The sequence below is a fragment of the Paenibacillus baimaensis genome, assembly GCF_025567575.1.
On the sequence record NZ_JAOQIO010000084.1, the window covers coordinates 416,148 to 428,843 of the forward strand.

A 12,696-nucleotide genomic window follows, 5' to 3' on the forward strand; every position below is an offset into this window, starting at 1 on the left:
GAATGGGACGCGGCCGCACGGGTGGTGTGATCATATACTAATTTGGTCAATATTGGTATGATAAATGAAAGGATCTGATAACTTTTACTTCTACAAAGGGAGCTGTTAAGGTTGAATAGTTTTGTACAAACGGTTGTCATTTATTTTCCAATTGTATTTTGGTTAGCTGTTATTGTGGGTGTCATTACTCTTTTCAGAAGAAGAAATTTCCGATTCTCAAAAAAAGTTCGTGAATTTGATTTTGAATTATCCCAAAGAGGAACAGGATGGATAAAAATTCAGCCGTTAGAGGCCGTTCATATTGAAGAAGTGACGCAATGGGACGCGAGGAAGCAAATCATAAGCTTGAAGGATGGAACGCAAAAGAAAGTGCATAAGGTTCGTGCGGTTGGTATGGATAAGGAATTGGAATTTGTAAGAAATCAATTGGGGATCAAATCATCTTGAATTTAAGGGGAAGCTACGGAATGGAAGAAGAAGAATTGGCAAGAGAAGAGCTGAGGGTCCGATTAATTGAGGCTGAAATTGCTTTAAAAGAAGCTGAGGAAGCCTATGCGCTGTATGTCCAACAAATCGATCATTACAAGAGGACTATACGAAAGCAAAAGGTTGTGATTTTAGGAATCAAATCGAGTCTGGCCCATCATTTGCATGGAGACATCAATTAGGGCAGTGTAATAGTGGGTATATTAGTATTAGCACTCATGAGATTGTGAGGAGTTGACCGATACAATGAAGTACGAGGCAAATAGTCCAGAAACCTATATCAGCCAACTACCTGAAGACAGAAAGCAAGCGATGGACAAGCTGAGAAATACGATCAAGGAGAATCTTCCAACAGGCTTTCTAGAAACCATATCCTATGGAATGATTGGTTATGTCGTACCCCATAGTATTTATCCGTCTGGGTATCATGTTAATCCTGAGGAGCCTCTACCCTTTATAAGCATAGCTTCCCAGAAGAACTATGTGGCGCTTTATCATATGGGAATTTATACATTTCCAGAGGTTTTAGCCTGGTTACAGCAGGAATATCCTAAGCATGTTCATACAAAGCTTGATATGGGAAAGTCATGCATACGTTTTAAGAAGATGGAGAGCATTCCTTATGACTTGATAGCAGAGCTGTGCAAGAAGATAACCTTAGAGGATTACCTTAAGAAGTATGAGATTGAAGTGAAACGAATAACAAAGTAATACTTTGGCATGAGTGTGACGGTTACTTTCATTTATGCGAAAAGAATAATAGGCGGGAAAACAATTTATGTTTTCTTCGTCTTTTTTTGGATCTTGGGATAAACAGAGGACCCTCTTCTGACTTGTCTGAAATATCTTTGGATAGTAGCAACGTCAATTCTTCATTGGTTATTCCTTGAGAATTCATCTGTACACACCCTTTGAAGTAGTCTCGATTAGCTTATCATATTATTGAATAAAATAATGTATCAGATATCACGTTTTGATCGAAAGACACACTTATCGTCACGAAGGAGCTTAAATGATTGAAATGGGAGCTTTCCATAATTAGTGTGCCTTTTGTAAGCGGATTTAAACATAAGCCTATCAACATACACAGCAGATTTGTACAATATCGTTAATAACGAATTAATCCGTTGTATGATCGGAAATCATATACTACACTTTACATATTCGAATACAAGGGAGCGATGCAGTATGAAAAGAGGTATAAAAAATTGAGCGCAAATAACTGGGAAGCTTTTTTTGATACGCATGCTCCTTTTTATATGAATAATGGTTTTACTAAAAATACGGCTGCCGAAGTTGATTTTGTTCTTGACGAATTGCAACTTCCCTTTGGTAGCTTCATTCTCGATGTGGGGTGTGGGACAGGAAGACATTCTATTGAGCTTGCACAGCGTGGATATCAGGTTACAGGTATCGATATATCGTCCGGTATGCTGGAAGAAGCTATGACAGCAGCCAAAGCAGCAAAGGTTCATGTCGAGTGGGTTCATCGTGATGCAGTAAAATTCTCCCGAAGCGAATCTTATGACGCTGCAATTTGTCTGTGTGAAGGTGCCTTTGGTTTAGTGGGTCAAGATGATGATCCCATTGAGCATGATATGGCAATCCTCAACAATGTGAGTCAGGCGCTTAAACCGAAGGCCCGCTTTATTCTGACCACTTTAAATGCCTATTCAAAAATCAGGAGATTTACTCAAGAAGAGGTCGAACACGGTATTTTTAATCCGGTAACGATGATTGAGCAAAGTGTCGTTGAATGGGATTTGCCGGAGGGGAAAAAAGAAATACAGATGAAGGAACGCAGATATTTTCCAACAGAGCTTCAACAGATGTTTGACAACGCAGGATTTCACGTTGATAGCATCTGGGGTGGTACAGCAGGACGATGGGGGAAAAGAAAGATCAACCTCGATGAAGTGGAGATTATGGTAGTGGCGACCAAAAAATAATACAAAAACAGGGATTGCTGATGTTCAGGCGATCCCTGTTTCCATTGTAAACTAATGCTCTCTAAACATTAATGCCTTTATGGCGAATCGAGGTAAAATCAGCTGTCTACGCCACCTCGACGGTTGTTTAATTAATCGATACAACCATTCTGCATGTAATTTCTGCCAAACCTCAGGTGCCCGTTTGACCTTACCTGCGATAACATCAAGACTGCCTCCGACACCGATAGCAATTTTGGCATTCAGCTTTGATTTATACTTATGAATCCATCGTTCAGCGTATGGAGCCCCAAGTGCTACGATTAAGAAGTCAGGTGCCAAGGACTGAATTTCTTGAACAATCCTTGCATCATCCTCTTGTTTAAAAAAGCCATGGTGCCTGCCCAGTATGGATACATTCGGATAGGTTTGACTAATCACTTCCGCTGCTCTTTTACTTGTAGCATCGTCTGCGCCGAGAAAGTAAAATGACCATTTTTTGTGATTTCCAGCCTCCAGCAGTTTGAAGAGCAGGTCACATCCGGTAACCCTTTCTGGAAGATGCCCACCTTTCAAACGGGAAACCATGACGATGCCAATACCGTCAGCCGTAACGAGACCGGCCTCATCAACAATGGAACGCAGCGATTGATCGTGTTGGCAGGACATTACGATTTCCGGGTTCCCCGTAACGACATGGAAAAGCTCTGATTTATGTTGATCTATGACCTCGTCAAGTACTTGTACGGTTTGGTCCATTGTCATTTTGGGAAAAGGAATGCCCATAATTTTGGCGACATTATCCATTGAAGAAATTCCACCTTCGTTTCAGATATCCCTATATATTAACACGATTTAAGCTAAGGGGCTATACTGCTGTCCAAGAAGCATACGAATGAATCTGCCGATGCGCAACCGGGTACACGATGACAACAAACCGCAGGAAAAGGTGAAATTAGGGACTGGTTACTTTTCGAATTCACGTTATAATCAAGGTGATACGGAGATTGCCATATCAGCTCGTCACAAAGTGTCAGACTTGTCATGAATCCGTTTGAATGCTGAAGATGGTAGAGGAGGAGTCAAAATGAGTTCAAATGCAAGTAAACCTGTAAGCGTAATCATTGTAGGTGCGGGACAACGCAGTCTCGTCTATGCATCCTACGCAGAACGTTATCCCGACCAATTACAGATTGAAGGTGTGGCGGAGCCGGACCCGGAGCGCAGACAATTGGCTGCGGAGCGTTTTGGAATTTCCGCTCACAACACGTTTACCTCCGTAGAGGAATTGTTAGGCCATGCTCAACTGGCTGATGCAGTTATTAATGGTACGATGGACGAGCTTCATGTCTCAACAACCCTGCCCTTGCTTGAACACGGGTATCATGTGCTGCTGGAAAAGCCGATTGGTGTGACGGAGGAGGAGACGCTGGAGCTGGAAGTTGCTGCGCTCAAATATAACCGGATTGTGATGATATGCCATGTGCTTCGTTACGCGCCCTTTTACAAGAAAGTGAAGCAGTTGGTGTCTGACGGCGAAATCGGCGAAATCTTGACGATGCATACCTCGGAGCATGTGAGCTATCATCATATGGCGGTATCCTTTGTCCGCGGCAAATGGAGCTCCGAAGCCCAATGCGGGTCCTCGATGCTGATGGCCAAATGCTGCCATGATCTGGATTTGGTATCCTGGCTGATGGGGGAGGCCCGGCCTCATAAAGTAAGCAGCTTCGGCAGTCGTATGCAATTCCGACCGGAGAAAGCACCTGTGGGAGCTGGTAGCCGCTGTCTGACCGATTGCAGCATTGAAGAATCCTGTATGTACTCAGCGCGTAAGCATTATTTGAATATGGAGCGCTGGGGCTTTTATGTGTGGAATAACTATCACCTGGGTATGCGGATGAGTGAGGAGGATAAGCTGGAATCGTTGCGTACGGATAATCCTTACGGCCGCTGTGTATGGCATTGTGATAACGATGTTGTAGACCACCAGTCTGTCATTATTGAATTTGATAATTTGGCAACAGCATCCCACAATATGGTAGGTACCGCTTCAAGATCCTGTCGCATCCTGCATATCATCGGTACGCATGGGGAGATTCAAGGGGTTCTTGAGGACGGCTATTTCTATCTGCGTCAGCCGGACCCGGTTAAAGGGCGGGAATACAAGGAGCTCAAGATTGCCGTAGATGTTGCCGACGATAGTCACGGCGGGGGTGATCTTCTATTAGTAGAAGATTTCGTACGTGCCTTGCGCGGAGAACAGCCCTCTATCTCCTCTACTACACTTGAACAATCGGTAGATGGTCACCGGATCGGCTTTGCAGCGGAACGATCCAGACGTCTTAACCAACTGGTAACACTCGAATTGAAATAGAGCTCTTCAAGTGGGATTTGCCTACTGCGATTGGACCGCCCGGTGAAAGCCTGAGCGGTTTTTCTATGATATAGCTGTTTTTACAGTTCATATTGCGAAAAGACTATATCATTTTTTCTAATGAAAACTATCATTTTTAATAATGAAAAGGGGTAAATCAGGGCAAATCACCCCGATTTCTATGTCTTTTTGTTTAAAATGGATATTAATGTAATAAAATCATTTATCAGGATGAAATGTCTCCGTTGATCGTTTTGTTGTAATATGTTAGGTTAGTATTTGATGAAATGTCGATTTGGATAGAAAAAAAGATTTTATGTTTATGAGAGGTGGATATTGTTGCAACTTCAGGTAACGAACAGTCCTTTTAATCAGGAGCAAGTCGAGCTTCTTAATCGCCTTCTGCCAACCTTAACAGATTCACAGCAGGTATGGATCAGCGGGTATTTGTCCGCCCTACAAAGAACAGCAGCATCGGCACCGATCGTCGCTGATCAGCAAGCAAGAGCGGTCGCGGTTGTGGAAGCACTTCCTACAGTCAGTCAACCTGTTATTTCCCGTGAAGTGACGATTCTTTTTGGTTCCCAAACCGGTAATTGTCAACGTCTGGCTGGCAGTTTGTCCCGTAAGCTCGAAGAGCAAGGGTTTCAGGTAACCCTGTCTTCCATGAACAACTTCAAATCGAATGGCTTGAAGAAGGTCGAGAATTTGTTGGTACTGGTAAGTACCCATGGTGAAGGTGAGCCGCCGGATAATGCCCGATCCTTCCACGAATTCCTTTATAGCAAAAGAGCCCCTCAATTGGAAAACCTGCGTTTTTCCGTGCTTGCCTTGGGAGATACTTCATATGAGTTTTTCTGCCAAACCGGCAAGGATTTCGATACTCGTCTGGAGGAGCTTGGCGGTCAACGATTGACTCCGCGAGTTGATTGTGATCTGGATTATGACGAGCCGGTTGCGGAATGGTTTGAGCATGTTCTAAGTTCTTTAAGTGGAAGCCAACATACATCTGCAGCGGCATCGAATGCTGCCCAAGTATCGGTTAGCACCATCGGGCAAGAGCAGTCTGAATATTCCCGTACGAACCCTTTTAAAGCCGAGGTTCTGGAAAATTTGAATCTGAATGGCCGCGGCTCGGATCGGGAAACCCGTCATCTTGAGCTGTCGCTTGAGGGCTCCAATTTGCAGTTTGAGCCTGGCGATTGCGTAGGGATTTATCCGGAAAATCACCCGGAATTAGTAGATTCACTGATTAAGGCTATGAACTGGAATCCTGAGGAGTCAGTTCCGGTGAACAAGAAGGGTGAAGAGCATCCTTTACGTGAAGCGCTGCTGTATCATCTTGAAATTACGGTGCTGACAAAGCCATTATTGGAGCAGGCTGCGCAGTTGTTCTCCAACCCTAAGCTGAGCGAGCTGTTGGCACCAGGACATGAGCAGGAGCTTAAGGCGTATCTGGATGGCCGCGATTTGCTGGATTTGGTTGAGGATTTTTCACCGGGTCAAGTTTCAGCTCGCAGCTTTACAGCTATTTTGCGGAAACTGCCTGCACGTCTCTATTCGATTGCCAGCAGCCTTAAGGCTAACCCGGATGAGGTGCATGTTACGATCAGGGCAGTTCGTTATGAAGCCCATGGCCGGGAACGTTATGGCGTATGCTCCGTTCATTGTGCAGAGCGTTTAGAGAATGGCAGCACCTTGCCAATTTATATTCAGCATAATCCGAATTTCAAGCTTCCAACGAACCCTGATGTCCCTGTTATTATGATTGGGCCAGGTACGGGAGTCGCTCCATTCCGGTCTTTTCTGGAGGAACGCGAGGAGCTTGGTGCACAAGGAAAAACGTGGCTGTTCTACGGCGATCGGCATTTTGTTACCGACTTTCTGTATCAGACCGATTGGCAGCGTATGCTTAAAGAGGGCGTGCTGACACGTCTGGATGTTGCGTTTTCTCGCGACACGGAAGAAAAGGTCTACGTACAGCATCGTTTGCTGGAAAAAAGTAGCGATGTCTTTGGATGGCTTCAAGAAGGTGCACACATCTATGTTTGCGGCGACGAGAAGCATATGGCACATGACGTCCATGCTGCGTTGGTCACTATCCTCCAGCAGGAGGGCAACATGAGTCCTGAAGAAGCTGTCGCTTATCTCGACGATTTGCAGCAGCAGCAGCGTTACCAGCGCGACGTGTATTAATAGAAGATGGATTGAGTGCGAGAGGAGATAGCAACTATGGCGAATGATCAATTGGTGAAGCCTGTAGGCGGACCACCAAGCGAAGTTGAGCATATTAAGAGCGAGAGCAATTACCTGCGTGGAGCGCTCGTAGAAACGATAGGAAACCCGATAACCGGCGGTTTGCCTGAGGATGATAATCGGCTGTTAAAATTTCATGGGAGCTACATGCAGGATGATAGAGACTTGCGTAACGAGCGTGAAAAGCAGAAGCTGGAGCCTTCTTACCAGTTCATGCTTCGCGTAGTGGCGCCAGGCGGCGTAGCTACACCCACCCAATGGCTGACCATGGACGGCTTGGCTCAAAAATATGGTAATGGAACGCTGCGCGTAACAACACGTCAAGCTTTTCAAATGCATGGGGTTCTCAAATGGAACTTGAAAAAGACGATTCGCACCATTAACGACACGCTGATGACTACATTAGCTGCCTGTGGTGATGTAAACCGTAATGTAATGAGCAATCCGAATCCTTACCAATCTGAGGTTCATGCTGAGGTTTACGATTGGGCACGCAAGATTAGCGATCACTTGTCCCCTCGGACACCCGCTTATCACGAAATATGGCTGGATGGCGAAAAGGTGCTAGACAGCACAGAAGGCCAGGCAGAAGTAGAGCCGATTTATGGTCCTGTGTATTTGCCGCGTAAATTTAAAATCGGTATGGCCGTTCCACCTTCCAATGACGTAGATGTGTTTTCTCAGGATCTGGGCTACATTGCCGTTGTTGAAAATGGGAAGCTGCTTGGGTTTAACGTTACGGTTGGCGGCGGAATGGGCATGACTCATGGCGATACAAGCACTTACCCGCAACTGGGTCGTGTTATTGGCTTCTGCACACCGGAGCAAGTGATTGATGTAGCAGAGAAGACGGTTACGATCCAGCGCGATTACGGAAACCGTTCGGTCCGCAAAAATGCTCGTTTCAAATACACGATCGACCGCCATGGTCTGGAGTGGTTTGTAACCGAGCTGCATAACAGATTGGGCTGGCAGCTGGAAGCAGCGCGTGCGTATCATTTTGATCATAACGGCGACCGCTATGGTTGGGTGAAGGGCAGCAACGGCAGATGGAACTTGACGCTTTACGTTCAAAGTGGACGGATTCAAGATCAAGAGGGCTACCTTCTGATGACGGCACTGCGCGAAATCGCCAAGATTCATACGGGTGACTTCCGGTTGACACCGAATCAGAACGTGATCATTGCCAACGTAACTACGCCGAAGAAGCGTAAAGTCATGGAGCTTGTCGAGCAGTATGGACTGTCTGATGGTGCTCACCAATCTGCATTGCGCAGAAGCTCCTTGTCCTGTGTGGCCTTGCCAACCTGTGGGCTGGCCATGGCTGAGGCCGAACGTTATTTGCCAGTCTTGATGGGTAAGCTGGAGCTGATCCTTGATGAAGTTGGTTTGCGCGAGGAAGAGATTGTGATTCGGATGACTGGCTGCCCTAACGGGTGCGCAAGACCTGGATTGGGTGAAATCTCGTTCATTGGTAAGGCGCCAGGCAAATATAATATGTATATGGGCGCTGGTTTTACCGGAGACAGGCTGAACAAGCTGTATCGGGAAAATATCGGTGAGGCGGAAATTTTGGATACGCTCAAGCCTATTTTCCATCGATATGCAATAGAACGGACGCAAGGCGAGCATTTTGGAGATTTTGTTATCCGTACCGGTTATGTAAAAGCAGTGACTTCAGGATTGAATTTTCACGATTAATTGGGTGTCATTCATAATGTAAGCTCAAAAAGACCAGAGACATTCGACTCTGGTCTTCTTGGTATATTTACAATATTAAAGCATTAAAAGTCCGGTGAATAAGGAGCGGAGTGGTCAAATAATCCTGCAGAAGCGTAGTGGTCGCCTTTGTTTCCGTATATGTACAGCTAAATGTCTTATAGGATCAGAAAAATACGGAAACAACAGCGATTGGAAGGATATTTGACCGCGCAGCGGAAGCTTTTTCACCGGACTATTAAAGCAAGCATCACCAAGCTCAGAGTAGAACAAGTGAGGGAACGACTGTGGGGTGGAGAAGCGGCAGCGTCCGCCTTTGAAGCTCGTGTTCCAACCGCTGCAAGCTTGAATTCATGGAACACGGGCTTCGACAGCGGTCGGAATCCCATAGTCGCTTCCCTCCCCACGCACCAAAGTAAATTGTACACCAATGACGCCTTAAGGTGTGTGTTTGACAATTTACGATTATACATAACTTCTATGCTATATTGACATTAAAAGCGAGTAATGATATAAAAATAGAGAATAGCACTCAAAGGCTGAGAGTGCTAATCTATTTTTGTTCGATACTCAAAGGAGAGATTCAAATGGAAAAAAAGCAGTTTCAGGCAGAATCCAAGCGATTATTGGAAATGATGATCAATTCCATTTACACACAAAAAGAGATATTTCTCAGAGAGTTGATTTCCAACGCGAGTGATGCCATCGACAAGATTTATTACAAAGCATTAACAGACGATAAACTGGTCTTCGACAAAGACAGCTACTATATCAAGGTTACGGCCGACAAAACGAGCAGAACACTAACGATCCGCGATACCGGAATTGGCATGACCAAAGAAGATCTGGAAAATAATCTTGGAATCATTGCCAAGAGCGGTTCCCTTGCTTTCAAAAAGGAAAACCAGTCCAAAGACGGTCATGATATTATCGGCCAGTTTGGCGTTGGATTTTATTCCGCTTTTATGGTGGCGGATGTAGTTACCGTCATCAGTAAGTCTTTATATGAAGACAGCGCTTATAAGTGGGAATCGACTGGTGCAGAGGGCTATACAATTGAAGCGTGTGAGAAGGATTCCGTGGGTACGGAGGTCATCCTGAAAATCAAAGACAATACAGAGGATGAGAGCTTCGACGAATACTTAGAAGAATACCGCTTAAAAGCAATTATCAAAAAGTACTCCGATTTCATTCGCTACCCGATCAAGATGGACGTGAGTGGCAAAAGGCTGAAAGAAGGAAGCGAAAGCGAGTTCGAGGACTACCAGGAAGAGCAGCATGTGAACAGCATGGTTCCGATCTGGAGAAAAAACAAAAGCGAGCTGACACCTGAGGATTACGACAAGTTTTATGCGGAAAAGCATTACGGCTTCGATAAGCCGCTCAAGCATATTCATATCAGTGCGGATGGAGCGGTGGTGTACCAGGCTATTTTGTTTATTCCCGAGAGCACGCCTTTTGACTTCTACTCCAAGGAATACGAAAAAGGACTGGAGCTGTATTCCAATGGCGTGCTGATCATGAACAAATGCGCCGATTTGCTTCCAGATTATTTTAGCTTTGTCAAAGGGATGGTTGATTCCGAAAGCTTGTCGCTTAACATTTCCAGAGAAATGCTGCAGCATGACCGCCAGTTAAAGCTGATTGCCAAGAACATTTCGAGCAAAATCAAGAGCCAACTGCAAAGCTTGCTGAAGGACGAAAGAGAGAAGTATGAACAATTCTACAAATCGTTCGGCAGACAGCTCAAATACGGGATTTACAGCGATTATGGCAGCCACAAGGACGTATTGCAGGATTTAGTTATGTTCTACTCGTCGAAAGAGAAAAAGCTGGTAACCCTGGATGAATACGTAGCAAGAATGCCGGAGGAGCAAAAATACATTTATTATGCATCCGGTGAATCGAATGAAAGAATTGAAAAGCTTCCACAGACAGAGCTTGTGTCCGATAAAGGCTATGAAATCTTGTATTTCACTGACGATATCGATGAATTTGCCATTAAAATGATTATGAAATATAAAGACAAGGAATTCAAATCCGTATCCAGCGGCGATCTGGGTATTGAAGTGGATGAGAACGAAAAGGATACAGATGCCGAGAAGAACGACAATCAAGCTTTGTTTGAGCATATGACAAGCTTGTTGAACGGTAAAGTAACCCATGTCAGAGCGTCCAAAAGACTCAGAACACATCCGGTTTGCTTGTCTACAGAAGGCGAACTCACGATTGAGATGGAAAAAATATTACAAGCGATGCCGAACAATCCTAATGTAAAAGCAGATAAAGTGTTGGAAATAAATGTAAACCATGCCGTGTTTGAATCCTTGAAGGACTCCTATGAGAAAGATAAGGAGAAGCTGAACCTGTATACGGCGTTATTATACAATCAAGCCTTGCTTATCGAAGGACTACCGATTCAGGATCCGGTGGAGTTCACAAACGATATTTGCAAAATTATGGTTTAATAGGTGTGGAACAATGAAACGGCAGAAATGCCGTTTTTTTGTATCCATATTCGGTGGAATAGTATAATCAAAGAAGGAAAGGTTATACATATAAGGAATCAGGACCAGCGAAAGGCGTGATTACATGTTCAGCAACCATACAGTTTCGGGATTTAACATCAAGAATCTGCTGAAATTCAGAAACAGTCCCTTACATTTTTTAACCGAAATTCGCGAACTGGGTGATATTGTTGAGATTGGTCACAGAGCTAATCGTAAAATGTTTGTTTTGAATCATCCGGATTTGATCAAAGAGGTTCTGGTTAACAAAACTTCGAGCTTTCGTAAAGGAAAAGGTCTGCAGATTGCTGGCAAATTTTTGGGCCAAGGATTATTAACAAGTGAAGGTGACACCCATAAACGCCAGCGGCGGTTGATGCAGCCTCAGTTTCATGCCAAGCATATATCTTCTTTTGCAGGTGTGATGGTCGAGCATACGGAACAAATGCTGGATACCTGGGTCAACCAGGAAGATAGAAATATACATCGGGATATGACGGAATTAGCTCTGGAAATCATAAATAAAACGATGTTTGGTCATAATCTGACTGAAGATGTCGATCAAATAGGGGAAATCATCGAGGCGGGAAGCCGAAGAAATATTCAACAAGCCAAAAGTGTGATCAATGTGCCAAAGTTTTTTACCAAAAAAGCAGACAATAGACTGCAGGAATCACAAGGTTATCTGAATCGAATTATTTATTCAATGATAGAAGCAAGGCGCAAACAACCGGATGAAGAGCATCAGGATCTGTTATCTCTGCTTCTCGCAGCCAAGGATGAAGACGGTACCCGGATGACAGACCAGGAAATTCGCGACCAGCTCATTACGATCTACATAGCAGGGCATGAAACAACGGCGAACACGTTGTCCTGGACCTGGTTTTTGCTAGCTCAGAACGATGCCGTCGAAAAGAAGCTTTGGGCTGAACTGGATGAAGTATTAGGAGGCAACTCACCCCGTTTATCCGATATTCCCAAACTCAAGTACACGAACCAAATCATTCAAGAATCGATGCGACTGTATCCGGCCGCGTGGATGATTGGGCGGGAAGCCACAGAACCCGTGGTGATAGGCGGGATGGATATTGCTCAAGGCGATACGATTTTTATGAGCCAGTATGCGATGCACAGGACCCCCAAATATTTTGCCAATCCAGATCAATTCATCCCTGAACGCTTTGATCATGATTTTCTGAAAACCATCCCAACATACGCTTATTTTCCTTTTGGAGGAGGTCCAAGGGTTTGTATAGGAAATAACTTTGCACTCATGGAAGCGGCAATTATTGTGGCTGTAGTAGGTCAAAGATACAAATTACAGCTGTTGGACTCCCATTCGGTTAAACCCGAGCCCTTAATTACTTTGCGAGTACAAGGCGGCTTACCGATGAAGGTTATTGAAAGAACTCCACGTGTTTAA

Annotated in this window: 10 protein-coding genes; 9 read left to right on the forward strand and 1 reads right to left on the reverse strand. The window is 44.6% G+C overall.

The window, feature by feature from the left end:
- Window positions 1-111 precede the first annotated feature (111 nt).
- The 4 genes from OB236_RS21000 to OB236_RS21015 all read left to right on the forward strand — a co-directional run bounded on the left by OB236_RS21000 (window position 112) and on the right by OB236_RS21015 (window position 2,435).
- Window positions 112-447, forward strand: coding sequence for a hypothetical protein (locus tag OB236_RS21000; protein ID WP_262685747.1), 336 nt, complete (start codon window positions 112-114; stop codon window positions 445-447).
- A gap of 20 nt (window positions 448-467) precedes the next feature.
- Window positions 468-668 (forward strand): hypothetical protein, encoded by a 201-nt coding sequence (locus OB236_RS21005; protein WP_076229055.1) that lies wholly within the window; start codon window positions 468-470, stop codon window positions 666-668.
- 64 nt (window positions 669-732) lie between these two features.
- Window positions 733-1,197 (forward strand): DUF1801 domain-containing protein, encoded by a 465-nt coding sequence (locus OB236_RS21010; protein WP_262685748.1) that lies wholly within the window; start codon window positions 733-735, stop codon window positions 1,195-1,197.
- Window positions 1,198-1,694: 497 nt separating this feature from the next.
- Window positions 1,695-2,435 carry a class I SAM-dependent methyltransferase gene (locus OB236_RS21015; protein WP_262685749.1) on the forward strand — a complete coding sequence of 247 codons (741 nt, stop codon included), beginning with the start codon at window positions 1,695-1,697 and terminating at the stop codon, window positions 2,433-2,435.
- Between the two features lie 51 nt (window positions 2,436-2,486).
- Here the strand turns inward: OB236_RS21015 and OB236_RS21020 are convergent, their stop codons facing one another.
- Window positions 2,487-3,221, reverse strand: coding sequence for a WecB/TagA/CpsF family glycosyltransferase (locus tag OB236_RS21020; RefSeq protein WP_262685750.1), 735 nt, complete (start codon window positions 3,219-3,221; stop codon window positions 2,487-2,489).
- A gap of 280 nt (window positions 3,222-3,501) precedes the next feature.
- Here OB236_RS21020 and OB236_RS21025 point away from each other — a divergent pair, with 280 nt between their 5' ends.
- The 5 genes from OB236_RS21025 to OB236_RS21045 all read left to right on the forward strand — a co-directional run bounded on the left by OB236_RS21025 (window position 3,502) and on the right by OB236_RS21045 (window position 12,696).
- Window positions 3,502-4,791, forward strand: coding sequence for a Gfo/Idh/MocA family protein (locus OB236_RS21025; RefSeq protein WP_262685751.1), 1,290 nt, complete (start codon window positions 3,502-3,504; stop codon window positions 4,789-4,791).
- A gap of 339 nt (window positions 4,792-5,130) precedes the next feature.
- Window positions 5,131-6,987 carry an assimilatory sulfite reductase (NADPH) flavoprotein subunit gene (locus tag OB236_RS21030; protein WP_262685752.1) on the forward strand — a complete coding sequence of 619 codons (1,857 nt, stop codon included), beginning with the start codon at window positions 5,131-5,133 and terminating at the stop codon, window positions 6,985-6,987.
- 36 nt (window positions 6,988-7,023) lie between these two features.
- On the forward strand, window positions 7,024-8,748 hold the full coding sequence (gene cysI, locus OB236_RS21035) for an assimilatory sulfite reductase (NADPH) hemoprotein subunit (RefSeq protein ID WP_262685753.1): 1,725 nt from the start codon (window positions 7,024-7,026) through the stop codon (window positions 8,746-8,748).
- Between the two features lie 605 nt (window positions 8,749-9,353).
- Complete coding sequence (gene htpG / locus OB236_RS21040) at window positions 9,354-11,234, forward strand: molecular chaperone HtpG (RefSeq protein WP_262685754.1); 1,881 nt, start codon at window positions 9,354-9,356, stop codon at window positions 11,232-11,234.
- A 124-nt stretch (window positions 11,235-11,358) separates the two neighbouring features.
- Complete coding sequence (locus OB236_RS21045) at window positions 11,359-12,696, forward strand: cytochrome P450 (RefSeq protein WP_262685755.1); 1,338 nt, start codon at window positions 11,359-11,361, stop codon at window positions 12,694-12,696.